The organism is Streptomyces sp. NBC_01451 (assembly GCF_036227485.1).
Classification (GTDB): domain Bacteria; phylum Actinomycetota; class Actinomycetes; order Streptomycetales; family Streptomycetaceae; genus Streptomyces.
The window spans coordinates 4,439,821-4,465,378 of record NZ_CP109479.1; the positions used below are offsets into that span (position 1 = coordinate 4,439,821).

At 69.2% G+C, this 25,558-nt stretch carries 27 protein-coding genes, 1 tRNA gene and 1 riboswitch; of the genes, 13 read left to right on the plus strand and 15 right to left on the minus strand.

The window, feature by feature from the left end:
* Window positions 1–4 precede the first annotated feature (4 nt).
* A riboswitch (cyclic di-AMP (ydaO/yuaA leader) is annotated at window positions 5–162 on the minus strand.
* 270 nt (window positions 163–432) lie between these two features.
* From OG595_RS19340 to OG595_RS19350, 3 genes are all read right to left on the minus strand, one after another.
* Window positions 433–1,533 carry a PP2C family protein-serine/threonine phosphatase gene (locus OG595_RS19340; RefSeq protein WP_329283028.1) on the minus strand — a complete coding sequence of 367 codons (1,101 nt, stop codon included), beginning with the start codon at window positions 1,531–1,533 and terminating at the stop codon, window positions 433–435.
* Window positions 1,534–1,730: 197 nt separating this feature from the next.
* A tRNA-Met gene (locus OG595_RS19345) sits at window positions 1,731–1,804 on the minus strand.
* Between the two features lie 55 nt (window positions 1,805–1,859).
* Window positions 1,860–2,999: a dihydrofolate reductase family protein gene (locus OG595_RS19350; RefSeq protein ID WP_329273669.1), complete on the minus strand. Its 1,140-nt coding sequence runs from the start codon at window positions 2,997–2,999 to the stop codon at window positions 1,860–1,862.
* 102 nt (window positions 3,000–3,101) lie between these two features.
* Between OG595_RS19350 and OG595_RS19355 the strand changes: the two genes are divergently transcribed.
* The 6 genes from OG595_RS19355 to OG595_RS19380 all read left to right on the plus strand — a co-directional run bounded on the left by OG595_RS19355 (window position 3,102) and on the right by OG595_RS19380 (window position 6,990).
* Window positions 3,102–3,617: a MarR family winged helix-turn-helix transcriptional regulator gene (locus OG595_RS19355; RefSeq protein WP_329273671.1), complete on the plus strand. Its 516-nt coding sequence runs from the start codon at window positions 3,102–3,104 to the stop codon at window positions 3,615–3,617.
* Between the two features lie 105 nt (window positions 3,618–3,722).
* Window positions 3,723–4,400: a GTP cyclohydrolase II gene (locus OG595_RS19360; protein WP_329273672.1), complete on the plus strand. Its 678-nt coding sequence runs from the start codon at window positions 3,723–3,725 to the stop codon at window positions 4,398–4,400.
* Between the two features lie 156 nt (window positions 4,401–4,556).
* Window positions 4,557–5,675 carry a YihY/virulence factor BrkB family protein gene (locus OG595_RS19365; protein WP_329273673.1) on the plus strand — a complete coding sequence of 373 codons (1,119 nt, stop codon included), beginning with the start codon at window positions 4,557–4,559 and terminating at the stop codon, window positions 5,673–5,675.
* A gap of 168 nt (window positions 5,676–5,843) precedes the next feature.
* Complete coding sequence (locus OG595_RS19370) at window positions 5,844–6,263, plus strand: phage holin family protein (RefSeq protein WP_329273674.1); 420 nt, start codon at window positions 5,844–5,846, stop codon at window positions 6,261–6,263.
* On the plus strand, window positions 6,260–6,727 hold the full coding sequence (locus OG595_RS19375) for a DUF3618 domain-containing protein (RefSeq protein WP_329273676.1): 468 nt from the start codon (window positions 6,260–6,262) through the stop codon (window positions 6,725–6,727). Before OG595_RS19370 ends, OG595_RS19375 begins: the two co-directional genes overlap by 4 nt.
* The gene (locus OG595_RS19380) at window positions 6,724–6,990 is read left to right on the plus strand and encodes a DUF4235 domain-containing protein (protein WP_329273678.1); all 267 of its coding nucleotides are present in this window, start codon (window positions 6,724–6,726) and stop codon (window positions 6,988–6,990) included. Before OG595_RS19375 ends, OG595_RS19380 begins: the two co-directional genes overlap by 4 nt.
* A 181-nt stretch (window positions 6,991–7,171) precedes the next feature.
* Here OG595_RS19380 and OG595_RS19385 read toward each other — a convergent pair whose 3' ends face one another.
* Entirely contained in the window at window positions 7,172–7,375 is a 204-nt protein-coding gene (locus OG595_RS19385; protein ID WP_053746396.1) for a cold-shock protein, read from the minus strand.
* A 243-nt stretch (window positions 7,376–7,618) separates the two neighbouring features.
* The gene (locus OG595_RS19390) at window positions 7,619–7,957 is read right to left on the minus strand and encodes a helix-turn-helix domain-containing protein (RefSeq protein ID WP_329273680.1); all 339 of its coding nucleotides are present in this window, start codon (window positions 7,955–7,957) and stop codon (window positions 7,619–7,621) included.
* A 659-nt stretch (window positions 7,958–8,616) separates the two neighbouring features.
* Here OG595_RS19390 and OG595_RS19395 point away from each other — a divergent pair.
* Together OG595_RS19395 and OG595_RS19400 are read left to right on the plus strand one after the other, a co-directional pair.
* On the plus strand, window positions 8,617–8,976 hold the full coding sequence (locus OG595_RS19395; protein WP_329273682.1) for a hypothetical protein: 360 nt from the start codon (window positions 8,617–8,619) through the stop codon (window positions 8,974–8,976).
* Window positions 8,977–9,174: 198 nt separating this feature from the next.
* A complete protein-coding gene (locus tag OG595_RS19400; RefSeq protein WP_329273683.1) occupies window positions 9,175–10,380 on the plus strand; it encodes an IS30 family transposase in 1,206 nt (401 codons plus the stop codon).
* Window positions 10,381–10,469: 89 nt separating this feature from the next.
* Here OG595_RS19400 and OG595_RS19405 read toward each other — a convergent pair whose 3' ends face one another.
* The 4 genes from OG595_RS19405 to OG595_RS19420 all read right to left on the minus strand — a co-directional run bounded on the left by OG595_RS19405 (window position 10,470) and on the right by OG595_RS19420 (window position 13,315).
* The gene (locus tag OG595_RS19405) at window positions 10,470–10,781 is read right to left on the minus strand and encodes an SCO5918 family protein (protein ID WP_329273684.1); all 312 of its coding nucleotides are present in this window, start codon (window positions 10,779–10,781) and stop codon (window positions 10,470–10,472) included.
* Window positions 10,782–10,878: 97 nt separating this feature from the next.
* On the minus strand, window positions 10,879–11,205 hold the full coding sequence (locus tag OG595_RS19410) for a CBS domain-containing protein (protein WP_443073080.1): 327 nt from the start codon (window positions 11,203–11,205) through the stop codon (window positions 10,879–10,881).
* Window positions 11,206–11,268: 63 nt separating this feature from the next.
* Window positions 11,269–12,801 carry a DEAD/DEAH box helicase gene (locus OG595_RS19415; RefSeq protein ID WP_329273686.1) on the minus strand — a complete coding sequence of 511 codons (1,533 nt, stop codon included), beginning with the start codon at window positions 12,799–12,801 and terminating at the stop codon, window positions 11,269–11,271.
* Window positions 12,802–13,111: 310 nt separating this feature from the next.
* Window positions 13,112–13,315 (minus strand): cold-shock protein, encoded by a 204-nt coding sequence (locus tag OG595_RS19420; protein WP_164320284.1) that lies wholly within the window; start codon window positions 13,313–13,315, stop codon window positions 13,112–13,114.
* A gap of 675 nt (window positions 13,316–13,990) precedes the next feature.
* Between OG595_RS19420 and OG595_RS19425 the strand changes: the two genes are divergently transcribed.
* Entirely contained in the window at window positions 13,991–14,413 is a 423-nt protein-coding gene (locus tag OG595_RS19425) for a PASTA domain-containing protein (RefSeq protein ID WP_329273688.1), read from the plus strand.
* A gap of 244 nt (window positions 14,414–14,657) precedes the next feature.
* Window positions 14,658–15,254 carry a hypothetical protein gene (locus OG595_RS19430; RefSeq protein ID WP_329273689.1) on the plus strand — a complete coding sequence of 199 codons (597 nt, stop codon included), beginning with the start codon at window positions 14,658–14,660 and terminating at the stop codon, window positions 15,252–15,254.
* Between the two features lie 503 nt (window positions 15,255–15,757).
* Here the strand turns inward: OG595_RS19430 and OG595_RS19435 are convergent.
* The 4 genes from OG595_RS19435 to OG595_RS19450 are packed head-to-tail and all read right to left on the minus strand — an operon-like array spanning window position 15,758 to window position 19,879.
* On the minus strand, window positions 15,758–16,495 hold the full coding sequence (locus tag OG595_RS19435; protein ID WP_329273691.1) for a GAF and ANTAR domain-containing protein: 738 nt from the start codon (window positions 16,493–16,495) through the stop codon (window positions 15,758–15,760).
* 12 nt (window positions 16,496–16,507) lie between these two features.
* The gene (locus OG595_RS19440) at window positions 16,508–17,362 is read right to left on the minus strand and encodes a GAF and ANTAR domain-containing protein (protein WP_329273692.1); all 855 of its coding nucleotides are present in this window, start codon (window positions 17,360–17,362) and stop codon (window positions 16,508–16,510) included.
* 22 nt (window positions 17,363–17,384) lie between these two features.
* Window positions 17,385–19,268 (minus strand): CheR family methyltransferase, encoded by a 1,884-nt coding sequence (locus tag OG595_RS19445; protein ID WP_329273693.1) that lies wholly within the window; start codon window positions 19,266–19,268, stop codon window positions 17,385–17,387.
* 8 nt (window positions 19,269–19,276) lie between these two features.
* The gene (locus tag OG595_RS19450) at window positions 19,277–19,879 is read right to left on the minus strand and encodes a chemotaxis protein CheB (protein ID WP_329273694.1); all 603 of its coding nucleotides are present in this window, start codon (window positions 19,877–19,879) and stop codon (window positions 19,277–19,279) included.
* 304 nt (window positions 19,880–20,183) lie between these two features.
* Between OG595_RS19450 and OG595_RS19455 the strand changes: the two genes are divergently transcribed.
* Window positions 20,184–20,555 (plus strand): STAS domain-containing protein, encoded by a 372-nt coding sequence (locus OG595_RS19455; protein WP_319289560.1) that lies wholly within the window; start codon window positions 20,184–20,186, stop codon window positions 20,553–20,555.
* A gap of 375 nt (window positions 20,556–20,930) precedes the next feature.
* Window positions 20,931–21,401, plus strand: coding sequence for a pyridoxamine 5'-phosphate oxidase family protein (locus OG595_RS19460; protein WP_319289559.1), 471 nt, complete (start codon window positions 20,931–20,933; stop codon window positions 21,399–21,401).
* Between the two features lie 1,286 nt (window positions 21,402–22,687).
* Here the strand turns inward: OG595_RS19460 and OG595_RS19465 are convergent.
* Both OG595_RS19465 and OG595_RS19470 read right to left on the minus strand, forming a co-directional pair.
* The gene (locus OG595_RS19465) at window positions 22,688–23,188 is read right to left on the minus strand and encodes an NUDIX domain-containing protein (RefSeq protein WP_319289558.1); all 501 of its coding nucleotides are present in this window, start codon (window positions 23,186–23,188) and stop codon (window positions 22,688–22,690) included.
* A 36-nt stretch (window positions 23,189–23,224) separates the two neighbouring features.
* A complete protein-coding gene (locus OG595_RS19470) occupies window positions 23,225–24,580 on the minus strand; it encodes a tetratricopeptide repeat protein (protein WP_329273697.1) in 1,356 nt (451 codons plus the stop codon).
* 224 nt (window positions 24,581–24,804) lie between these two features.
* On the opposite strand from OG595_RS19470, the gene OG595_RS19475 reads away from it, so the two are divergent.
* A complete protein-coding gene (locus tag OG595_RS19475) occupies window positions 24,805–25,554 on the plus strand; it encodes a hypothetical protein (RefSeq protein WP_329273698.1) in 750 nt (249 codons plus the stop codon).
* Window positions 25,555–25,558 lie beyond the last annotated feature (4 nt).

The following is a 25,558-nucleotide window of genomic DNA, read 5'->3' on the forward strand; positions in this document are numbered from 1 at the left end:
TGCTCCTTTCCTTCCTTCTCGCCTACCGGGTTAGCTGACGGGTTCGGAGCAGGAAGGTCTCCTACGCGCGTATACCTGCCGTGTTGCCACGGAGGCGGACGAGCGATTCACCCCAAGTTGGTGGTTCCCCGGTTCCCTTGCGGGATTCGGCACGTGCGCACGGAGCCGTCTCTTGTGACGGCTGGGACAACCGCGCTGCGTTATCGAACGTTAATAGACCTGGCCACCTGATTCCAAGCTGTTCCCGTTGATCGTTAATCCTTTTCCCGAGGACTTTCTAGTCACCACCGGTGAAAATCGGGCGAGTTGACCATGAGGTAAGTGACTCCCGAGTATTGACTGTGTGTCAGGTGCTGTGCGGAGAGAGATCACTCACTCACCTTCGGTGACAACCGATGAGAACCGCAGTCAGAACCACTGCCAGAACCGCGGTCAGAACCGTCGTACGGCGAGCAGCGCCATGTCGTCCGTGGTCCTGCCGCCCGAGTGCCGGCGCACCTCGTCCGCGAGGGTGGCGAGCAGGGTGGCCGGGGCGCGGAAGACGCGGCCCGTGAGCCGGGCGGCCGGGTCGAAGAAGGTGCCGTGCTCGTCGCGGGCCTCGGACAGCCCGTCGGTGTGCAGGAGCAGCGTCGCGCCGCCCGGCAGGGGGGTCTCCTCCACGCGGTCGGGCCAGTTGCCCAGGTCGCCCATGCCGAGCGGCAGCGCGGGTGCGGACGGGTCCAGGGCGCGCAGGGTGCCGTCGGCGGCGAGGAGCAGGGGCGGGGGGTGGCCGCGGTTGAGGATGCGTACGATCCCGTCGCCGTGCGGGAGTTCGGCGAGGAGGGCGGTGGTGAAACCCTCGGCGGCCTCCGGCCCGTCGCGCCTGGCGCCGTCCCGGGCGAGGGCCCGTTCCAGCCGCTGGGCGACCGCCTCCAGGGTCGCCTCCTGTTCGGCGGCCTCCCGGAACGCCCCGATGACGACGGAGACGGCCGCCACCGCCCCCATCCCCTTGCCCCGCACGTCCCCGAGGACGACCCGTACGCCGTACGCGGTGTCCTGCACGGCATACAGGTCGCCGCCGATGAAGGCACCCTCGTGGGCGGCCTCGTAGCGGGCGGCGATCTCGAACCCGCCGATGCGCGCCTCGGGTTCGGGCAGTACGGCGCGCTGCACGGCCTCGGCGATCTCGCGGGCCGAGGCGAGGCGCCGGTCGCCCCGGCGCACCACCCGGTTGATGACGACGGCCAGGACGGCGACCGTGGCCACGGTGACCGTCTCGGTGATCGAGTCGGCGTCCGCGCTGAACCCGAAGCGGAGGTGGACGACGTACTGGGCGAGGAAGGCGACGGCGCCGGTGACCACCGTTGTGCGCAGTGAGGAGAGCGGGGCGGCGATGAGCGGGGCGGCCGTGAAGAAGGGGATGGCGGTGAAATGGCGCGGGGTGGCGTAGTCGTAGACGATCCCGGCGAGGATCAGGAGCGCGGGCAGGACGCGGACGAGGGTTCGCACCGGGGAGGCGGCCTCTTCTTCCGGCTCGCCCGCTGCCGGGTCCAGGAAGTGTCCCGACCGTCCCACTCGTCTCGTCTCCCGCCGGATCACCACGGCCCGTCCGTCCCGTCCAGGTTTCCGGGGGCGGGTGCGGCGGGCGAGCCAGGTGGACCGACCGGGCTAAGAAGCGGTTCGGGGAAACGGTCCGGGAAACGACTCAGGGCCGGAAACCAGTTTCCTGGTTTCCGGCCCTGGGCCTTTAGTAGCGGGGACAGGATTTGAACCTGCGACCTCTGGGTTATGAGCCCAGCGAGCTACCGAGCTGCTCCACCCCGCGCCGTTGAATGCAACTATACGCCATCCGCGGGACGCCGATCACCACGTTTGATCCGTCAGCCCGGGAGGTGGGCGTTGGGCGCCTTCGCGCGCTCCTCGTACTCGGGGACGACGACGACCTCGACGCCCTCCTGCGCGAGCAGCCCGTTCCCGTCCGCCGCCACCACGAAGGTGTCCGGCTCGCGCCAGGCGGTCACCACCCGGCGTACGCCCGCGTCGAGGATCAGCCGGGCGCAGGGTGCGGGGCGGGACGCGCGCCGGGCGCAGGGTTCGAGGCTGCTGTAGACGGTGGCCGTCGGGAGCCGGGGGTCGGCCGGGCCGAGCTTGGCGAGCGCCGCCTCCTCGGCGTGCACGACCGGGTCGCCGCCCTCCCGCGAGTGCCCGCGCGCCAGTTCCGTACCGTCGGCGGCCACGACCACCGCACCCACGCTGAACGCCGTGCCCGACGGCGGACACCGCTCCGCCAGTTCGCACGCCAGCGCCAGCCAGTGCCGGTCGGCGGCGGAGGCGAGCGGGCCGGTGCCGGGGGCGGTGGGCTCGTAGGTCATGAGGACGACGTCCTCGATGCGCCGTGTCTCCGTGAGCCGGAGCCGGCCGCCCTGGTAGGCGCCGGGGCCGAAGAGTCGGGGGGCGTCGGGGGCGCCGACGAAGAGGGGCGCGAGGACGAGCTGGAGTTCGTCGGCGAGGCCCTGCTGGAGGAGCTGCGTGTGGACGGTGCCGCCGCCCTCGACCATGAGGCGCCGCACCCCCCGCACGTCGTGCAGGTGTTCGAGCAGGGCCCGCCAGTCGAGAGCACCCGGGCCCAGGGAGACGATGTCCACGCCGGCCCCGAGGTCCGCCCGCCGGGCCTGCTCGGCGCCCTTGTCCGTCGTGTACACGAGCTTCTCGCCGCCCGTGTGCCAGAAGTTGGCGGCCGGGTCCAGCCCGCCCGATCCGCTCACGGTCACCTTGAGCGGGTACTCGGACTTTCCGGCCGCCAGCCGCGCGGCCCGCCGCTCGGGCGAGTTGACCAGCAGCCGCGGATTGTCGGCGCGGATGGTGCCGGCGCCGATGAGGATCGCGTCACTGGACGCCCGCACCTCGTCGACCCGGTCGAAGTCGGCGGGGCCGGAGAGCAGCAGCCGCTCGGGGCCGGTGTCGTCCAGGTAGCCGTCGAGGGAGACGGCGGCGGACAACAGGACGTGGGGGAGGGACATGGGGCACTCTCTTCCGGCTCTTGCGGCTCTCGCTGCTCTCGCTGGGGCGGGCTCGACCCGGGGGGACTTGGTTCAAGTTTTAAACAAACCTACACTGGTGGCATGACGACCCGCTGGCTCACCCCCGAGGAGCAGCGCGCGTGGCGCGCGTACGTCGCGGCCTCACTGCTCCTGGAGGACGCGCTCGACCGGCAGCTCCAGCAGGACGCCGGGATGCCGCACCTCTATTACACGATCCTGGCCTATCTCTCCGAGACGCCCGAGCGGCGGCTGCGGATGACCGATCTCGCCGAGAAGCTGAAGATCACGCGCAGCCGGCTGACGTACGCGGTGGCACGACTGGAGAAGGACGGTCACGTACGGCGCGAGGCCTGCCGCTGGGACAAGCGGAGCACCTTCGCCGCGCTCACCGAGGAGGGCATGGCGGTGCTGGAGCGCAGCGCCCCCGGCCATGTCGCCACGGTCCGCGCGTCCCTCTTCGACCATCTGACCCCGGAGCAGGTGGGCCAGCTGGAGGAGATCTGCACGAGCGTCGAGCGGGCGCTCCAGGGGGACGGGGCCGAGTCGGCGCCGGAGGGCCTGCCGTGGCTGCGCAGGTCCACGAATCCGTTGCTTTAACTTTGAAGCATGAGGTAGGGTCACCATTCGAGTGAAGATCTGCTTCAAAACTGAAGCAGATTTGCTCTGAGATTCAGAGGATCAAGGACCACCCGGGAGACCCGCATGCCCGACTTCCCCGACTTCCCCGCCGCCACCCAGCGCTCCCGTGTCCGGGTGCCGCTGCGCTTCCACGACGGCTACAGCGTCGACACCGAACTGGTCACCTTCCACGGCCTGGTCGACGGTCAGGAGCACGTGGCGATGGTCCTCGGCGAACCGGCGCCCGGCACCACCCCGCTGGTCCGGCTGCACTCCGAGTGCCTCACGGGCGACGCCTTCGGCTCGGCCCGCTGCGACTGCGGCCCCCAGCTGCGCGAGGCCGTCGAACGCATCGCCGAGCGCGGCGGCGTCCTGCTCTACCTCCGCCAGGAGGGCCGGGGCATCGGCCTCTACAACAAGCTCGACGCGTACGCCCTCCAGGACGAGGGCCTCGACACCTACGCCGCGAACGCCGCGCTGGGCCTCCCGGAGGACGCCCGTGACTACACGGCCGCGGCCCAGATGCTCCAGGCCCTGGGCATCACCTCGGTGGACCTCCTCTCCAACAACCCGGACAAGGCGAACCAGCTCCGGGCCCTGGGCACGGACGTCCACGAGCGCGTCCCCACTGGCGTGTTCAGCACCCCGGCCAACGTCCGCTACCTCCGCGCCAAGGTCCTCCAGACCCAGCACACGCTGCCGCTGGGCGAGTTGGGCGGCGTCGGCGGCCACAGCGGGCTCACGGAACTGAGCGTCGGCTGACGGGCGTACGCCACGGCTGACGGCTACCACTGCTGCCACTGCTGCCATGAGACGGTGCTGCCGCGAGAGGGTGGTGGGCGGCCGACCAGGCGCGGCCTGCCGCGGTCCGAGGGAAGGGAACGGTTGGAGTGCCGCCCGACCGGATACCCGGGCCGCATGCCACGAATACCGAGACGGCACGGACACCACAACAAGGACGCCGGAAACGGCGAAGGCGGAGGAGAAGGCGACAGGCACCCCCGACCTGACGCCCCCGGCGCTGCCGACCGGACGGCCGGGAGGGCGCGGGCGCCCGAGGCCGGCCCGACCGAGCAGGTGGAGCGGCGGGCCCCGGACACCCCCACCGACCTGCCCCGAAGCTCCTGGTGGGCGGTGCTGAAAGGCACCGCGAAGGAGTTCAGGAAGGACGAGCTGACCGACCGGGCCGCCGCGCTGACCTACTACGGCATCCTGGCCCTCTTCCCGGCCCTCCTCGTACTGGTCTCCCTGCTCGGGATCATGGGCCGGTCGACGACCCGGCGCGTGCTGGACAACATCCAGGACCTGGCCCCCGGCGCGGTGCGGGACGTCCTGCGCGACATGGTCCAGCAGATGCAGGGCACCGCCGGAATCGGCTCGGTCCTGGCGATCGTGGGTCTGGTGCTCGCCGTGTGGTCGGCCTCCGGCTATGTCGCCGCGTTCATCAGGAGCGCCAACGCGGTCTACGACATCCCGGAGGGCCGCCCGGTGTGGAAGGTGCTGCCCGTCCGCGTCGGACTGACGGTGGTCCTGATGGTCCTTTCCGTGGTCAGCGCGATGATCGTCGTGTTCACCGGTGGCCTCGCCGAGAAGGCCGGCGGCGCACTGGGCATCGGCGACACGGCACTCACGGTGTGGTCGGTCGCGAAGTGGCCGGTGCTGGTCGTCCTGGTCACGATCATGATCGCGATCCTGTACTGGGCGACCCCGAACGCGAAGATCCGCGGCTTCCGCTGGATCACCCCGGGCAGTTTCCTGGCGCTGCTGATCTGGATGGCCGCCTCCGCCGGGTTCGCGGTGTACCTGGCGAACTTCGCCTCGTACAACAGGACGTACGGCACCTTCGCCGGAGTGATCGTCTTCCTGGTGTGGCTGTGGATCACGAATCTGGCGATCCTGCTCGGCCTGGAGTGCGACGCGGAACTGGCCCGCCAGCGTGCCGTCGCGGGCGGTCACCCGGCCGACGAGGAGCCCTACGTACAGCCGCGGGACACCCGGAAGTGGGACGCGGAGGACCGCCGCCGCTTCGAGTCCTGAGCCGGCACGACGGCGCGTGATCCGTCGGGGTGACGCGGCGATGCGGGGGTACCCGCACAGCCGACCGATCCGACGAACGCGCAGGGCAGGGTCGTACGGGCGTGAACGAACACCGGCCGGACCTGCCGCGCACGCCGACGAATGCCGACGAAGGACGGGTGAGCACCCATGACAGCGCAGGGCTCCCACCAAACCGACAGCGGAGCGCACGAACCGGTGGGCGACCTGGTCCAGCGTGCCTCGCAGCAGCTGTCACAGCTGGTCCGCGACGAGATGCGGCTGGCCCAGGCGGAGATGACCGAGAAGGGCAGGCGGTACGGCAGGGGCGGCGGCCTGTTCGGTGGCGCCGGCGTGCTGGGTGTCCTCACGCTTCAGGCGCTGGTGGCCACCGTGATCGCCGTGCTGTCGCTCGCCGTGGACGTATGGGTGGCGGCACTGATCGTCACCGGCGTCCTGGCCGTGGTCACCGCGGTACTGGCGGCGCTCGGCAGGAAGCAGTTCAGCAAGGCATCCCCGCCGGCGCCCGAGCGGACGGTGGACAGCGTCAAGGCCGATGTGGCCACTATCAAGGAGAGTGCACAGCGATGAACGAGGACAAGTCGCAACCGGGTACCGAGGCAGCACCGTCGCCCGAGGAACTGCGGATGCGGGTCGAGGCGACCCGTGAGGAGCTCGGCGAGACGGTCGAGGCACTCGCGGCGAAGGCCGACGTCAAGGCCCGGGCCCAGGAGAAGACGACAGCCGTGAAGCAGCAGGTCGCCGAGAAGACCGCCCACGTCGGCGCCCAGCTTCGGGACAAGGCGGCACACGCGGCCCACGCGGTGCAGGACAGGACCCCCGAGCCGGTGCGCGCCAAGGCCGCCGCGGCTACCGGGCAGGTCCACGAAAAGGCCGTGCACGTCGCCGGACTGGCCCGGGACAAGACCCCGGAGCCGGTACGGGAGAAGGCCGGCCAGGGTCTGCGGGCGGCGCGCGCCAACCGTGTCCCGCTGCTCGCCGTCGGGGTGATCGTCGCGCTGCTCATGGTCCGCCGCTCGCGGAGGAACCGATGAAGGCCTCGAAGGCCGCCTACAAGCCGGTCGGCATGGCGATGGGCATCCTCGGCGGTGCCCTGGCCGGGGCGGTGTTCAAGCAGGCCTGGAAACGGTTCGCGCACGAGGACAAGGCGCCTGACGCCACGGACGAGTTCCGCAGCTGGCGCGAGGTGCTCGCGGCAGCCGTCGTACAGGGTGCGATCTTCGCCGGGGTCAAGGCCGCCGTCGACCGCGGCGGCGCCACCGCCATCCGGCGCCTGACGGGCGACTGGCCGGGCTGAGCCCGGTTCAACCCGGTTCGACCCGGTTCGACGGTTCAACGGCCCGGTTCAACGGTTCGACGCGGACAAGCTGGGCGTCCCCGGGGCGGTCATTCGCAGGGCGCGCAGACACACGCGGGCATGGAAAGACGACTGGGCCGCGCGGCGTTCGCCGCGCGGCCCAGGACGTTCACGATAGAGATCAGGCGGTGTTGATGTTCTCCGCCTGGGGGCCCTTCTGGCCCTGGACGACGTCGAACGTCACGGCCTGGCCCTCCTGGAGCTCACGGAAGCCCGAGGAGTTGATCGCGGAGTAGTGCGCGAAGACGTCCGGACCGCCGCCGTCCTGGGCGATGAAGCCGAAGCCCTTCTCCGCGTTGAACCACTTCACAGTTCCAGTTGCCACAGTCATGCCTTCCAGTCGATGAACGTCTGCCCCTACATGAGGCAGACGGAGGTGATCGCCCTGGTCCCTGCGGCACAGCACAGCAAAGCGCCCACACCAAAGGCGTGGGCAAGGGGAAATCCGAACCACGACAGCTCACACAGACGCTACCCGTCTGTACCCGCCTTCACCACAGAAAACGCCGCTCAGTATTCCGGCCATGCTCGTGGGTGATGGCCCGCCGGCCCGGCGGGCACGCTCACTTCAGGTCGTGGCCGACGGATTGGACGATTTGTCGGCGCGACGGTACTCGGCGTTGATGCGCTGGGCCTCTTCGAGCTGGTCCTCAAGGATGATGATCCGGCAGGCGGCGTCGATCGGGGTGCCGCGGTCGACGAGCTCACGCGCGCGGGCCGCGATGCGCAGTTGGTAGCGGGAGTAGCGGCGGTGTCCGCCCTCGGAGCGCAACGGTGTGATCAGTCGTGCTTCGCCGAGGGCCCGGAGGAAGCCGGGAGTGGTACCGAGCATCTCGGCGGCCCGGCCCATCGTGTAGGCGGGGTAGTCGTCGTCGTCAAGACGTCCCAGCGACTCGTCTGCTGTCATCTCACCTCTCTTGTGGAACGCGTCGAGGGGCCTTGGCGCCATAACGGCACCAAGGCCCCGAAGGAACTGCAAACACCATCTGCCGGGCCCTACTGCTGCACCGGCCTACTTTTTCCGCACTGCCGTCCTGCAACGCCGACGGGGTGCGGGGATCGCGGATTTACGACCGGAGACCACCTACCTATCGATGTCCTGCGGTACCCGGGCTCAGACCTCCGCCCGGGCGATCCTGATGGCGCTCGACTCCTCCGTTCTTTCCCTCTGGACCAACAACCTATCGAACAGGAACTGCGAACTGCTGGTACTGCCACCGCGTCAACCGCGGCCCTCCTCATGGCGGCCCCTGATCACTGCGGGCCGCCCGGTCCGGTCGTCAGTCCCGTCGCCGTCCTGCAAAGCCCTGGCTTCGGAACTCCACCACCGCACCGCACTACGTGTACTGCTACCCGGCAGTTCGTGTCTGCCGGGTCTCGCTCGATCTCGTCTACGAGAGAAACCATAACCATCCGAGCAATCAATGTCTACTCCGGCAAGCATAGATTTTGGTGGGCTCGACGATGAGGTAATCCCCCTGGGCCGGTCCGCGGACGGCGCCCGCCCGGACGGGCGACACCACCGCCCGAGCCGCCGGGACGTGCCGTTGCATAGAATCCGGTGTCATGCCGAAGCCTGACGACCTGATCGTCGACATCGCCGCCCTTGTGGAATCCGGGCGGAGCAATCAGATGTCCCTGACCGTGGTCACCGGTGGTGCTGTCATCACCGGTCGACTGGCTCCCGAAGCCGTGTGGCGGGAGCGGGTGTCGGAGGTCCTGACGGACTCCGCCCAACTGGGCGACTTCTCCGCCGTCTTCGAAGCCCCTACCAAGAGGGACGGGCCGCCCACGCATCTGCACTTCCATGTCGCCCGCATCCTTCAGGGCACGGTGGGGATCCCGGAGACGGGCGGGATGTACCGCATCGCCATCGAGGACGTCAGCGCCTGGACCGTGGGCGACTTCCGCTACTCGGACCACTGATCCACCGGGCCACCGGGCCACCGGGCCACCGGGCCACCGGGCCACCGGGCCACCGGGCCACCGGGCCAGGGACCCACAGCCAACCGCTCCACGCCACAGCACAGAGCACAACACAGCACAGCACAGCACGCAGTGAGGGCCCCACCGGTGCACCTTGGGTTCTAGGAGTCGTCGCAACACCCCAGCTCAAGGGGTGCGATGGAGTTCGAGATCCGCAAGGTGCGGACGGTGGCGCAAGGGCGTAGGCAGCTGGTCCGTGAGCGGGAGGAATACTTCCGGCTCATGGATCAGGGCCTGAGCAGCTTGGAAGCCTGCCGACGCGTCGGGATCAATATCCGGACGGGCAAGCGGTGGCGCAACGGCCGCAACCCGTCGGGCAGGCACAAGGCGGCGCCACCGGTCAAAGCGGTGGCGCCGTCTCCCGGTCCGTCCCGGTATCTGCGTGAGGCCGACCGGATCCACATCGCCGACCGGCTGCGGGAGAAGGCCACGGTCCGCACGATCGCCGCCGAGCTGGGTCGCAGCCCGTCCACCATCAGCCGGGAGATCTGCCGCAACCGGCACCCCGGCAACGGCCAGTACCGGCCCTTCGCCGCCCAGGCCCGCGCCGACTCCCGCCGGCCCCGGCCCAAAACCGGCAAGATCGGCCAGAACCCGCAGTTGCGGGACTTCATCCAGAACCACCTGGACATACGGTGGAGCCCGGAGCAGATCTGCCAGGCTCTGCGGGCACAGTTCCCCCGGCGGCCGGAGATGCACGTGGTCCACGAGACGGTCTACCAGGCCCTCTACGTCCAAGGACGCGGCGAACTCCGCCGCGAACTGGCCAAAGCCCTCCGCTCGGGCCGCACCCGCCGCAAACCCCAGCAGCGCCAGCCGCGGTTCTCCACCCCCATGGTCATGATCAGTGAACGCCCCGCCGAAGCCGAGGACCGGGCCGTTCCCGGCCACTGGGAAGGCGACCTGATCATCGGCAAGGACGGCGCCTCCGCCATCGGCACGCTGGTCGAGCGCGCCACCCGCTACGTGATGCTGCTGCACCTGCCCGACGGCCGAACCGCCGAACATGTCCGCGACGCCCTGGTCGAAACCGCCCAGACCCTGCCCGCCCACCTGGTGCGGTCACTGACCTGGGACCAGGGCTCCGAGATGGCCGCCCACGCCTCCTTCACCCTGGCCACCGACATCCCGGTCTACTTCTGCGACCCGGCCAGCCCCTGGCAGCGCGGTTCGAACGAGAACACCAACGGCCTGCTGCGGCAGTACTTCCCCAAAGGCACCGACCTTGCGGTCCACACCCGCGAACGCCTGGACGCCGTTGCCGCCGAGCTCAACGGCCGCCCACGCAAAACACTCGACTGGGAAACCCCAGCCGAGCGCCTGCATAAACTGCTCGCGGCCTGATCAACCGACCACGTGTTGCAACGACCCCTCGAATCCGCCCACGCCGGTGGGGCCCTCACTGTGTGTCCGGCTCGCGCCGGTCCGGTCGGTCAGACGGACACCGGGGTGCCGAGCAGCGCCGAGGCCCGCTCGAACGGGCTCTCGGTGCGCACCTCCGGCTCAGCCACGGGCAGGGTGCCGCAGGTGAAGCCGAGCCGGGTCATGGCCCGTACCACTTCGCCGGCGCTGAAATCGCGGGGGTCCTGACGGGTGACGACCTGACCGACCTGCTTGACGGGGTAGCGGCGGCGTCCGACGATCACGGACTCGCCGGTGACCGGCTCGGGCTTGATGCCCTTCATCGACTCCAGCACACCGCTCTTGGTCAGGTCGAACGGGAAGCGTGCGATGACACAGCGCATGATGCCTCACAGGGAGAAGGAGAGACGGAAGGACTCGGGACTGCCGAGGGGGAGACGAGCGGACGGCGGCACAGGCCCCGGCCACGGTGAAGCGGGTTCAGCCGGCGAGACCGAGGACGCCCGGGGTGCCGCCGTGTCCGGCGGGCCCGTCGGCGTCGGTGATGTCGCTCAGCCGGATGCGGTCCGTGTAGCCGCGGCTGTCCCGGACCGCGGCGAGCCGCGCCCGGGTGACCAGGCCCACGTACTGACCGTCCTCGTCGCGCAGGACCAGATGTCCCGTCCCGGCGGCGGCAGCGACGGACAGCGCCACCTCCACGGTCATGTCGTGCCAGACCTGCGGTCCGGTCACGTCCATGACGTCGTCCGCCGCGCTGGGCGCGGGGTCGGCGGTCGCCGGGCGGGGTTGCATCTGGACCAGCGGCAAAGAGTGCCTCCTGCGGAGATGACGGGGATGACGAAGGTGGGACGGATTCCCGGCGGGAAGGTGCTACGCCGCCGCAGCGACGTTGGGCCGGCGTGCGGGCGCGCGCCCGGCCGCCGAGGCGGGGCGGCGACGGCCACGCGAGGTGGTGCCGCTGCCGCGCTTCTTGGGACGCTCGACCACCGGCGCCTTGATGACGACCGGGATGCCCGAGGGGGTCTGGGCGCCGGTGATGCGGTGCAGTGCCTCTTCGCCGGCGCGGACCTGGGTGGTCTGCGGGACGATGCCGGCCGCCGCCATCAGGCGGGTCATGTCGCGGCGCTGGTTCGGGGTGACCAGGGTGACGACGCTGCCGGACTCACCGGCGCGGGCGGTACGGCCGCCGCGGTGGAGGTAGTCCTTGTGGTCGGTCGGCGGGTCGACGTTGACGACGAGGTCGAGGTTGTCGACGTGGATGCCGCGCGCCGCGACGTTGGTCGCCACCAGCACGTTGACGTGCCCGCTCTTGAACTGCGTCAGCGTGCGGGTGCGCTGCGGCTGCGACTTCCCGCCGTGCAGCGCGGCGGCCCGTACCCCGCTGTTCAGGAGCTGCTCGGTGAGGCGGTCGACCGCGTGCTTGGTGTCGAGGAACATGATCACGCGGCCGTCGCGGGCCGCGATCTCGACGGTGGCCGAGTGCTTGTCGGCGCCGTGGACCTGCAGCACGTGGTGCTCCATCGTCGTGACCGCACCGGCCGAGGGGTCGACGGAGTGCACGACCGGGTCGCTCAGGTAACGGCGCACGAGCAGGTCGACGTTGCGGTCGAGGGTCGCGGAGAACAGCATGCGCTGGCCCCCGGGACGGACCTGGTCGAGCAGCGCGGTGACCTGCGGCATGAAGCCCATGTCGGCCATCTGGTCGGCCTCGTCGAGGACGGTGATGGCGACCTGGTCCAGTCGGCAGTCGCCGCGGTCGATGAGGTCCTTGAGGCGTCCGGGGGTGGCGACGACGATCTCGGCACCGCCGCGCAGCGCGCTGGCCTGCCTGCCGATCGGCATCCCGCCCACCACCGTGGCGAGCCTCAGCCGTACGGCGCGTGCGTACGGGGTGAGCGCGTCGGTGACCTGCTGCGCAAGCTCACGCGTCGGTACGAGGACCAGACCCAGCGGCTGCCTGGCCTCGGCGCGCTGCCCGACCGTACGGGCCAGCAGCGCCAGGCCGAAGGCGAGCGTCTTGCCGGAGCCGGTGCGCCCGCGGCCCAGTACGTCCCGGCCGGCGAGGGAGTTCGGCAGGGTCGCGGCCTGGATCGGGAAGGGCACGGTCACGCCCTGGGTGCCGAGCGCGGCCAGCAACTCCTTGGGCATGTCGAGATCGGCGAAGGCCTCCACCGCGGGAAGCGCGGGGGTGATCGTCTCGGGGAGAGCGAACTCACCCTGGATCGCGGCGGGCCGACGGCCGTAACCGCCGCCACCACCGCCGGAGCGGCCCTGCCCACCGGAGCGGCCCTGCCCGCCGGACCGGCCGGCGGTCGACGAACCCGATCGGCCACCGCTCCGTCCGGCAGCGGCACCGCCGTTACGGGTGCGGGAAAAACGGTCGTTCGTACGTGTGCGGTTCATGCGGAACCTTCCTCGATGCGGCTCACATCTAGGAATTTCCGCAGCGAAGAGCGGCGCGGAGAATTGCAAGAATGGGCCGAAAGAATGCGAAAGCGAATCTGGCCGGCAGTGAATTCGCGCGGGCTCAGAGAATGAATTGGGTGACTCGAACGGAGCGATGTCCGGGGCATTCACAACGCCCACAGGCTCATCGAAGCCGTCATCTCACAGATGGTGCAGGTAAAGCGGGTGAGACCATTGCGAAAAATGCATGCAGCTGGGGCCCGCACCCCGAGGGATGCGGGACCCAGCTGCACAGTACGCGTCAGCGTCAGACAAGAACGATGTTCTCGGCCGTCGGGCCCTTCTGGCCCTGCGCGATGTCGAAGTTGACCTTCTGGCCTTCGAGCAGCTCGCGGAAGCCCTGGGCGGAGATGTTCGAGTAGTGGGCGAACACGTCAGGGCCGCCACCATCCTGCTCGATGAATCCGAAACCCTTTTCCGCGTTGAACCACTTCACGGTACCAGCAGCCATGTCATATCTCCTTCAGGGGCAGTGCTACGGGTCCACACAGCGCAGACTCCGTGTCGCCGCGATGATTACCCCGTCCGGAAAAACCGGAATTAAAATTTCGGGAACCACAACTGCAACTTAGATCGACAGTAGCACACTGCGACGGCCGACGGACGTTGAATAACTCTCAGCTATTTATTGCGGCAAATAACCTGCCCGTACGTTCCGTCAATATCTCAGCTCGCGGCCACAGATATTGGGGCGTGCCCGACGGAGGGCCTGTCCCGCGGGCCGCACTGTCGGCCGGCGGTCGGCCGCACGGCCCGCCGTCAGCCACGGAAACCACCGATCCGCTTCCGTCGGAACCTCACCACCCCGAAAACGCACAGCGCCCGACACTCGTACGCCGTGCCGACAACCGCGCCCACCTGCTGCGGACGCTCCCGCAGGCCGCCGAGCAGGCCACCCGCTCCGTCATGCGCTTCCGGTGCCGCTACCGGGTTCCGTCCCGGCGGAACCAGCGGCGCCGCACGTCCGGCAGGCCGGGACCCGCACACTCCCAAGGCCCACCGCAGCGCGTGCCTTCGTCGTACCCGGTACCCGTTCGTGTCACAGCAGGGTGACTCCGCCCACACAGCCCCCGCACGCGAACCATGATGCTCCCCCGACTCGCACACCGCCCCTGGGGGAACCAGCATGCGCATCCGGACCGTCTCAGCCGTACTCGCCTCCGCAGCACTGCTCACGCTCACCGCCTGCGCGAACACCGACAACACCGGCCCCAGCAGGCCGGACACCTCGTCCCAGGACACCGACGACCGCACGAAGCAGGACACCACCACCACCGAAACCAGCCCGGAAACACCTGACAGCACCACGGAAGCGGCCCCCGAAGCGGCAACGCTGCCCGACCTCGTCGGCCAGGACCTCCAGGCCGCCCAGGACGAGGCGCAAGCCGCCGGCTTCTACGTCCTCGACGACCAGGACGCCGGCGGCCAGAACCGCTTGCAGGTCTTCGACCGCAACTGGACGGTCTGCAGCCAGGACCCCGAGCCCGGCACGCACCCCACGGACACGCCCGTGACCCTGTACGCCGTCAAGGACGACGAGACCTGCTGACACATCCCGCTGACCGGTCCGACCTGCCGACGCCCCGGGCATCAGGAGATCGCGACTCGGCGATGTCCCGGGGCCCGTACGCGTATCCCCATCGTCAACGGGCTTGGGTGTCCTCTATATGCGCCCGTTGGCCCCTGCGAGGTCACAGTCACGCCCGCCTGGTCACGACACGGACACACCCGGCCACGCTCCCACCCCTCGCCAAGCATGATGCCCACCTCGACAGGCACGTCCAGGGGGGACCATGCGCACAACCACCATCACCTTCACCGTCGCTCTGCTGCTGGCCGCAGCCACGGCCTGTTCCGGGAGTGGCGACGCCGAGAAGCACGTGGCGAAGCCCAGCACCACGGCGACCACGAAGACCTCGAAGACCTCGAAGGAGAGCACCGCAGCGGAGCCGAGCGCGAGAGGTGAGGCGCCCCGCGCGCTCGGAAAACCGTTCAGCTTCACGACCGACGGAGCGACGATGGTGATGACCGTGCTCTCGTACGAGCAGGGGCGGTTCCACCCGCGGCAGTCCGCCGACAAGGAGTTCGGCACGACCGGGTACACGTGGGCGGCCGTCGAGATCAAGGCGTGCCTGAAGAACGGAGTCGGCGCGGTGACCCGCTACCCGTGGGCCCTCGCCTACGCGGACGGAGCGCGGATCAAGCCGAGCGGCGTGACGTACGGCGACTTCCCGAAGCCGGAGTATCCCTACGCGGCGACCGTGAAGCCCGGCACGTGCGTGCGGGGCAAGACCGTCTTCGCGGTGCCGGCGAAGCAACGGCCCGAGCGCGTGCTGTACACCTCGACGACGCTGAGGACTCCGGCGGAGTGGGCGGTCCCGAAGGCGTGACCGGACGCCCCTCGTGTGCAACCGGGTTCAGGGTGACGTCCTCGCGTCCGTCGTCCGAGCACCGGCCGAGCCAACGACCACCCAACCCCCGGAAACGACGAAAGCCCCAGCTCGGATCCACTCCGAACTGGGGCTTACCCGTAGACCCTGTGGGACTCGAACCCACAACCAATGGATTAAAAGTCCTGGCCAAAGCTTGCTGGGCGGTTCCGGACGCTGACTCGGTGTCCGGAACGACCAGGTCAGGGCAGGTGCCGCTCCGTCTCAGTCCGCGTCGTGATGGCCTCTGCTGCCTCATCCGCTCACGCATCGCTCACGCACGGCGGGCCGCTGAGCAGCAGCTTCGTACGTCCCGTGAGGGACGCCGAGGAGCCGGTTTCCTCATGCGCCACTGGTGAGACATGCCGCTCACAGGGCCAGAGCCCTGTGATTCCGTGAGCGACGCCAACTGCGGGGCGCTTGCGGACGGACAGGAGCACGTCGGCGACCTCGGCCGCGATGCCTCACGACGCGGGATCGGTCAGGTTGGGATCCGCGTGTCCTTCGACCACCTCGCGGGCCACGTCCTTCAGCGGTCGCTGACATGAGCGGGCGTGTTTGCGCAGAAGATCGAAAGCTTCGTCCAGGGACACCGCTCGGAGAGTCGAGAGCACGCCCTTGGCCTGTTCGATGACCACGCGGCTGGTCAACGCCTGTTCCAGCTGGTCGGTGAGCATCCGGCTGCGATCGGCCTCGCGGGCGCCTTCCAGAAGGACGGCGGTGAAGTCGGCGAGCGACCGGCCGAGAGCCAGCGTCGCCGGGGAGAAGGCATGCCGTGTGCAGGACAGCAGGATGAGCGCACCGCTCGTTCCGCCGTGCTGGCGCAGGGGAAGGGCCACGACGCGGGTGTAGCCCAGCTTCAGCGCCCGCCGGGTGTAGTGCGGCCACTGCTGCCTGGTGGGACGGCTGCCGAGAGCCACCTGGGCCCAGGGGCCCGGGTCGGCCTGACGACAGTCGTGGCCGGGGCCCTCCCGCCACCCGACTGCTTCGTGTTCCAGGCGCGACACCTGGGGGTTGGAGCCTGCCACTTGCGCGGTGTCGTAGCCCTTGGGGGCGAACACCACGGTCGCGGCATGGGTGCCGAGCAGGGCCGGGGCACGCTGCGCCAGCACGGACAACGGCCCGGGTTTGTCCGACGAACGGTCCGCCGTGCTGCCGGCCAGGGCTACGAACGCGTCGGCCAGCCGCTGTTCGGGCGTCATGGCACCTCTCCCTCAGATGAGTTTCCGGTCCCCGTAAACGATCTGCCGGGCGAGGGCGTCGGATGACACCTCCTCGGCGAAGGCCACGGCCTTGATGAGCGCCAGCGCGTCCACGACGGAGCAGCCCGCCCGTACGGACACCATGCCGACCGCCTGGTGCACAGTGGCTCGGATGTCGGTTCCGCCGTAGAGGTCCGGGTCGGCGTCGGGGTCGAGCAGCACGATGCGGGTGAGGGCCTCGGCGACCTCGGCGAGGCGGGCGGGTCTCGCATCGGCGGGCCGCGGGTCGAACACCGTCAGCGACCCGATACAGCTGCCCTGTATCCGCAGCGGTACGGCGGCCACCGAGGCGATTCCCAGCGAGACCAGGGAAGGCCCGTACCCCGGCCAGCGTGCCTCGATCTCGGGCCCGGACACATGCACCGGACGGTGTTCCGTCGCCGCGTCCTGGCCCGGCCCCTCGCCGAGTACGTACTCCAGGTCCTGGGCCGCGCGGGACAGTTGGTCGGAGACGGCGACCGCGAGATGGTTCTGGTCGGTGTCAAGCAGTGCCATCGCCGCGCTGTCGGTACCGCATGCTTCCGCGACCACCGTCATGAACCGCGGCCGAGTACCCGGCCCGCCGGCCCACGCCGTCGCGCGGAGGGCGAAGCTGTCCTGGAGGCGGGCCGAGGCGCGATGGCACTCGGCAGTTCGGCGATGCGTACTCGCGATCTGGGAGTGGAACTCCCGCCCGGGTTTCGCGGCCAGGAGTTCGTGCCGCTCGGCGGTCGCGTCCGCCCGGTCGGCGCGCTCCCGGGCCAGCGCGGCACGTTGCCGTGCCACCGCTGCCAGACCGAGGTCCTCGATGCGCCCCTGCGGGTCCATGGGCCCAGGCTACGCCGCAGGGTCAGTCGGAGTCATCGCTTCGGCTCTCTTCCATCATCAGGACCACTCCTCCGTGGTTCCCGCCGAACGGGGAGAAGAACACGTCACAGCTGATGGGCCGGCCGATACGGCTCAGGGCCTCGACGCCGACCGGGCCGGAGCGACTGCGAGTCTCCATGCAACGCTCCACGACGGGCCGCAACTCCTTCGTGGGCAGCCCGAAGTCCAGTTCGAAGAAGGGCTCGCCCAGCACCTCGTCCGCGCGCAACCCCCACAGGTCGACGGCGCCCCGGTTCCAGCTCTTGACCTTCAGGTCCTTGCCCAGGACCACCACGCCCGCCGCGATGCTCTTCAGAACCGCCTCCAGGAACGCCCTGGCCTCGTCCAGTTCGTCCGTGCGGATGCGCATCTCCTCGTTCATCGTCTCCAGTTCCTCGTTGCCGGACTGGAGTTCTTCGTTGGTGGTCTCCAACTCTTCGTTGGTGGACTGGAGTTCTTCGTTCGTGGTCTCCAGTTCCTCGATGCTGGACTGGAGTTCTTCGTTGGTGGTCTCCAACTCTTCGTTGGTGGACTGGAGTTCCTCGTAGGCCGTCTCCAGCTCCTCCCGGACTCTTTTGACCTCGGACTTCAGATGCGTGGCGACGGTCACGTCGGTGAACGAGATCACGGTGGCGATGTGCAGGCCGCCGGGTCCGGAGAGCGGCTGGATGAGGATGTCGTAGTACTGGATGTCCTCGCCCGTCCGGCGCTCGACACGGTTGACCCGCAGGGTCCGGCGCTCGTGCATGGACTGGTCGATCAGGGAACGGAGTTCGACCGGCCGGTAGGAGACCTCCAGGTCCTGGAAGGGACGGCCGATGTCCCCGGTGGTCAGGCCGAGCTGGATCCTCGCCTGGTTGTTGACGGTCACAACTGTTCCGTCGCTGTCGAGGGCGATCAGCGGGGTGGGTCCGGCGTCGAGCACCAGGTCGCGCAACTGGCGGGCGCGTGCCACCGAGTGCACCTCGCCACCCGTGCCCGTCCTGATCTTCGGGGGAGCCGGATGGTAGGTCAGTCCGTTGCTGCCTGTCCGGCGCCGGAAGACACGCTGACGCATGTTCACCACTTCGAAGCGCTCACTGTCGTTCAGCAGCATCTCGGCCTTGCCGAGGAAGAGGAAGCCGCTGGGACGCAGCGCGAAATGGAAACGGTCGACGATCTGGGTCTGGGCCTCGACATTGAAGTACATCAGCGTGTTCCGGCACACGAGCAGGTCCAGCCGGGAGATCGGGGCGTCACGGGTGATGTCGTGCCGCCCGAAGATCACCCGGCGCCGCAGGTCGGGACGGAAGCTGAACTGCGCGCTGTTCTGCTCGAAGTACTTCTCCCTGATCTCCGAGGAGAGCGGTTCCAGCGACTTCGCCGTGTACAGCCCGGAACGGGCTTCGCGCAGCGCTTCCTCGTCGACGTCCGTGGCGTAGATCTTGACGCGCCGCAGGCACTCCTCGATGCCGAGCGCCTCCGAGAACATCATGGCCATCGAGTACGCCTCCTCACCGCTGGAGCAGCCCGCGCTCCACACCCTGATCTCCTGCTCCGGATCGAGGGTCGTGAGCAGCTCCGGTACGACCTCGTGCTGGAGGAGGGTCCAGGCCTCCGGGTCGCGGAAGAAGGAGGTGACATTGATCAGGATGGTGTTGAAGAGGACACCGAATTCCTCGGTGTCGGTCTCCAGGAGATCCTGGTAGTCCGGGTACGAGCGAATGCCGACGTCCGTCATCCGTTTGTGGATGCGCCGGGCCAGCGTCGAACGCTTGTAGCCCGTGAAATCGAAACCGCGGGCTTCCCGGATGAATACGAGCAGTTCCTCCAACGCCTCGTTGTCTCCCTCGTCTTCGCCGGAGTCGTCGTTCCGCGGTTCGCCCATCACTGCCTCTATGACTGCCTCTCGGCCCCGACGAGTCCCCGCACGACCGCGGCGATCTCCTCAAGGGGTAGCAGGAAGTCCACCGCTCCCGTGTCCACCGCCGACTGCGGCATCCCCGGGAAGTCCGCGGTCTCCGGATCCTGGACGATCACCGTACCGCCGCGTGACTTCACGGCGCCGACTCCCGTGGCTCCGTCCCGGCCGGTCCCGGTGAGCACGCAGGCGATCGCCTCCGGCCCGTAGGCACCGGCGACCGACTCGAAGAGGAGGTCGGCGGAAGGGCGTACGAAGTGGACGAGCTCGGCGCTGGACAGGCTCAGGACGCCGTCGGAGTCGACGAGGAGGTGCCGGTCTGGAGGGGCGACGTAGACGGTGCCGGGCCGCGCGCGCTCTCCGGCCTCGGCAAGCTTGACGTGAAGGGCGGTCCGGCGTGCGAGAACCTCGGCGAGCACCGTCCGGTGTCGCGGGTCGAGGTGCTGGACCAGCAGTACCGGCACAGGCAGCTCGGGGCCCAGCGCCCCGAGCAGCGCGGTCAGTGCCTGGATGCCACCCGCGGACGAGGCAACGGCGACGACGCTGTAGTGATCTGCGGGCGGCTGGTCACGCGTCACGCCGTGAGCGTAGCGGAACGGAACCGGCCGGTGGGGAGCCGAAGCGGCCGGCGAGCGCCCGGGGTCGCGGCCGGCGCCTTCCCGAGTGACTTCCTGATCTGAGTGCACTCTTTGGGCTCCTAATCAAGAATATCTACAAAATTACACCCGAAGGGTGGAGCCCAATCCAGGGTGAAGCGTTTCTGTTCGAAGAGTCGGCCTAAAGTCGGCCCTGTCGTCACCCGTGCCCCCGGTGGCTGTGGATATCCGATGCCGCCCGCTTCCCCGTCGAGGCGGGCATCTCGCGAACCATGGAGATGCCGCGATGCCCTGGGAGCACTCTTCTTCTGCCCAGCAGATCCACGTCTACGAGACGGAAGAGCGAACCGTCGTCCAGCTGCGCGGCGAGATCGACATAGCCGTGGTCCTGCGAGTCACCGCCACGGTGGACACGGCCACAGGCCGACCGAGTACCGACGTGGTGATCGATCTCAGCCCCGTTGAGTTCCTGGACTGCTCCGGGCTGGGGTTGCTCTGCCGTGCGCGGCGACGGGTCGAAGAGCGGGGCGGACACCTGACGCTCGTCTGTCCCCAACCCCACATCCGTAAGATGATCCGGATCGTCGACCTCAGCCAGGTCTTCGTCCTGACGGACACACTGGACGAGGCACTAAACGGTCGCACATCCGTAAGTTGAGAACGGCCCCACGGCCGCGTCTCGCCGATGGCCGCCAGGACGATCCGCACGTGCGGATCACCTGGCAGGGGGCAGGTCCCTGCGTCGGCGGCCGACGCCTGCACCCTGCGACGGCCGCCCCTGTCCTGGCGTTCTCGGGTGGCGGCTGATGCACGGTGGGGGGAAGGACCGCGGCGGAGAAAGCCTTCCCGCGGGTCATACGTGTCTGTTCTGAAGCATCCACGCCATGGCGGTCGTCAGCGTGTAAACGGGACTCTTAGGGTCCGAGTGGCCCTAGCAGGGCGCGGGGCGGGCCTCGTCTACTGGTTGGCATCACCGGCAGCCTCGGTCCGTGTGACGGACAGTGGACCGAGGCCCGACCACTGGGGGCCCGCGATGAGCGACGAATCCGTCGGGCACCTCCTACGGGCCCGTCAGCGGGACCCGGGTGCCGCTGTCCGGCCGCACCGGTCGGTGGAACTGGATGAGGCCGAGGCACTGCGGCTGCTGGGCAGTGTGGGGCTGGGCCGGGCCGTGTTCACCCGGCACGCGCTGCCGGCTGTCCGTCCGGTCAACCACATCGTCGCCGGTGGCGACGTCATCGTGCGGACCCATCAGGGATCAGCACTGGCCGCGTATGTCCGGGGCACCAGCGCCGACACCGTGCTCGCGTACGAAGCCGACGTCATCGACTCCGTCAGCCATCTCGGCTGGAGCGTCGTCGTCACCGGCTATGCCCGCCTCGTCACGGACCCGGCCGAACTGGACGGGTTCCGTGGCCGTCTGAGGCAATGGGCGGACCAGGTCATGGACCTCGCCGTGCGCATCCACCCCGAGATGGTCACCGGCCTGCGTCTGACCCTCTGAGAGGACCGCTTGTCCTTTCCCGTCAGCGGGGAGAGCACGGACGGTCTCGGCCTGATCGGTGTCGACGCGTTCTGATGCCACCGAAGTGGCCGGGTCGCCAGGGCTACCCGGCCCTGAAAATGAGGGCTGGGTGGTGCTGTCGGCCGGGCCGTCCGGCTTCTGTGTGCCGGAGCTGCAGAGCGGGAGTATGTCGTGGACGGGGGTGTGCGGCGAAGTCACCAGGCGGCCCCCGTGCACCTTGGAGCGGGGAGGCCGCCAGTGCTTAGCCCGGGGCGGTCCGGACAGAGTCGGCGCTGTTGGGGCCGCGGCGGCCATGGCGGGAGTTCGGCCGCCGGGTGCACGCACATATGCGGGCACCCCCCTCACCTCGCGACAGCCCGCGTCGACTCACCTGCCTGGGGCTGGGGCGCGGCAGGTTCCGGCCTCCTCGATCCGGCACTCGCCACTCCACGACGGACGCCCTGCACCACTGGCGCAACGGGCTGCCGGACGGTAGCGGCCGGTTCGCGTACTGCCGCCGCCACCGGGACGGGTATACGCTCACCGACAGGGCCTTTGAGCGTTCCATCGGCTGGAGTCGATGGGGAGTCGCCGGCCCCGTATCCTTCGGCCCCCAGTCCCCGGGCCACAGTGACCATCCGACCACTGTGAGCGGGCTGGAGCCGCATCGCCGACAACGCAGCTCCAGCCCATCGTCCTTCCCAACCCTGTTCGAGACCGGGGTGTACTCGCGTACCCCCGGGTGGGGTGGTGGGGACGGGTCAGTGAGAGACGGCAAGGGGAGGGGAACTCGGTGCCGTCCTCACACGTACAGCCGCCGCCCGTGCTCGGCTGCGCGCGGCGGCGGCTGTGGACCATTGCACCAGCGATGTCCCGGGCCGGAGCACGTCTTAACGGACTGTTGACGGCCGAGAACAACGACACCGGCCCCACCGGCGACCGCGCCCTGCGCCAGTTAGTGCCGTCGAGCTGCACGACCTGTTCCGCGCCAACGCCAGATACCCGCCCCTTCGCATCCTCAATCTCGACGACGATCAACGAGACCCGCGTCCGGGAAGACGACGCCGACGAGAGGCCACTCTCCGTCGACCGGCGCCCTCTGCGCCAGCTCCCTTCGAGGCCCTGTCCAGCCATGTGCCTTCGGCAAGAGACTCGTCTGCGCGCCGGTGCCGAACGCTCCCACCAAAACCCGCTGCCCATCGCTTGACGGACAGCGCCCACTCGACGAACCAATCGGCCGGACGGGAATGTCCCGCACGCTGGTTCGTCAGTACGCGCGCGCCCTGCTACTCCCATCCGTCAAGTGACACCTGCGGACCGCCATTGAGATAGCTGTGGAGGGCGCTGGCAGTGGTGTCCACAAATGCCTCGGGGACGGCACCGGCATCCATCCAACGAACCTGCGCGTGCTTATGAGGTTCGCGATTTTCGGGCTCGCCGGTCCATTCATGGGCGGCGAATACGACGGTGAGGAAGCCGTTGGGAGCTTCGACGCCCCAGGCGCCGTGGATGACATGGGCGACCTTGAGGGACTCGGGCTTCACCGTCAGGCCGGTCTCCTCGTACAGCTCGCGCACCGCAGTCTCGGTGACAGGCTCGCCAAGCTCACTCTTACCGACGGGAAGATCCCACATTCCCTGGGCGAACTTGGCGTTCTCGCTGCGCTGAAGGAGGACGACGCGGTTGGTGGCCTTGTCGTGGACGATGACGGCGGCGACCAGCAGGGTCATGGATTCGAGGGCGGGCGGTAGGGCTTTGGGCTGGTCGTCGGTTGTCCGCTGAGCCACGGCTGGTGTCCCTTCGTCGGCCGGTTCGTGGGCAGCTTAGGCCAGTGCTTCGCTTGCTCGGCGGGCGAGTTCGGCGGCTCCCGGCACTTTGCGGCGCTGGTAAATGGAGAGGGTGGAGCGGAGCGAGGTGATGGCCTTGCGGGTGCGGTCGGAGGCCATGCCTTCCATGAGTGCCAGGGCCCGCGCCCAGGCGGCGACGGCTTCGTCGGCGCGGGCCTGGGCGGCGAGGCTGTCGCCGAGGTCTGCGTAGGTGAGGGCGTGGACGCGCCTGTACTTCTTGGGGTCCCAGCGGATCAAGGCGTCTCGGTGCTGCTGCTCGGTACCGATGTGGTCGGCGAGGTCGGTCAGGGTACGGGCGGTGTGGCTGGCCACGGTGCCTGCGGCGGGGCCGCTGACGCGGGAGTAGCTGGGCTGAGGAACATCGTCACGCAACAGGGCGTCCTCGGCGGCGAGCAGGGCACGGGCCGCTGCGGGCCGCTCACCAACAGCGGCGAAGGCACGGGCATGGGTGATGTGGAGGAGCGCCTCGGTCTGACCGTCGACATGGTCCAGGCCGCGGATGAGGGCGCCTTCGACGAGGTCGACGCAGTGGTGGGGCTGTTTGAGGCTGAGGGCCTGGTGGGCGAGGGCGCGCATCATCCAGGCGGCGTGGCCGTGCGGGTCGGCTTCCCAGGCGAGCTGGTAGCCGACCTGGTAGTAGCGCTGGGCTGCGCCTTCCTGGCCGAGGTCGTGGTGCTTCCACCCTGCCAGGTAGGCGAGTTCGGCCACCGCGCCGAATGCTGCTCGTCGTAGGGCTTCACTCGGGAAGCGGCCCCGGAGCATAGGCGCGGCGGTGTCGGCGAGGTACGCGGTGACCGTGGTCAGGCCGTGGCCGCCGCCGAGGCGTTCGTCGGCCGCGCTGAAGGCAGCGGTGATCTGCCGTACGACGTCCACGTCCTCCGCTCCGACCACGGACGTACCGGTACGCGCACGGAGCATGCGCGTGGTGGCCTCGTGGTCGTGCGCGAGCGGCATGGCGACACCGGCGGTGGTGAAGGCCGCCACCGCGAGGAAGCGGCGGCGCTCAACATCGGCCCGGCCGAGGTCAGTTACGGCCACGACGGGATCTCCTTCGGCCGGCTCCTCGCCATCAGGTGCGCGTAGGCCGATCTCAGTCTGGGTGACGATTCGGCCCGTTCGGCGTGACAGGGCTTCGGCGAGGTACTGGCCGGTTCGGCCGGTGGGCCAGCGGATGCCGTTCACCCAGTGGGAGACGGCCGACTTGTTCGTCTGGAGGATCTCGCCGTTCTCGGCTGCGATGCGCCGGACGTCTCTCGCCAGAGCTTCGTAAGTGCAGCCGGTCGCGGAAATGGTTTCGCGCAGGCGGGAGTTGGGTTCTCTCGGCGCTGCCACGCTCGCCTCCCGTCCGGGGTTGTAAACCGCGTATACCGCTTCAACTGCTCCTCACCGTACCCACTGTGCGTGACGGAGTGTTCACTAGTCATCAGCCGCCCGGCCCCGGTCCGACACCGTGACCAGGCTCCCCCTTCGGCCGGGCGGCCCCCGAAGTTCCGTACGCCTACACCGGGTTCGGGCATTCCTGTGCCCGGATCCGGCCGATCAGAGACGGAGACACGGTGACCACCATCGACACCGCGGCCATCACGGTCGTACTGCCCGAGGCGTTCGACGAGCGCTGGAGCCGCCTGCCCGGTATCCAGGTCGACGGCCGACGCATCATCATCGACCCGGCCGAGTACTTCTTCCGCTTCGAGTCCAGCACGTGGCTCGTCGCCGACTGGGAGCTGGTCAGGTCCCAGCTCCTGAACGTGGAGGAGACGACCGAGAGCGCGGTCGAGCAGCTCGCGCTGGAGTTCATCAAGGCCCACGCCCAGTCGAACTCGGACGCCGCCCGGGTGCTCGCCACCGCCTACGAGGTGTACGCGTACCTCTTCCGCGACGAGCACCTCGCCGACCTCGGCCTGCCGCAGTTCACCGCCGACCACCTGCGGATGCTGCGCGAGGCGGCCACGCTGATGGCGCTGAACAAGGTCGAGTTGGACGGACACATCTCCAACGTCGGCCCGTGCTGGTTCTTCCCCGCCGCCACCTCCGTGGTCTTCGACCTGGACGACGAGACGGGCGGCATGCTCGACGAGGTCTACCACGGCGGCTGGTTCAACGAGCACCGCCGCATCGAGGCCATCAAGGCCCACGCCGCCCTCGGCGGACGGCTCGTGCACGGCTGCCAGTCCGTGCCGGACCAGAGCGGTGGCGTCGTGGCGCCCTACGGTGCCTCGATGACCGCCTTCCGCGACGACCTCGCCGCCTTCAAGGCCAGCTGGATCGAGCAGGTCTACGCCCACCGCGTGGCCCCGGCCGCGTAGCACC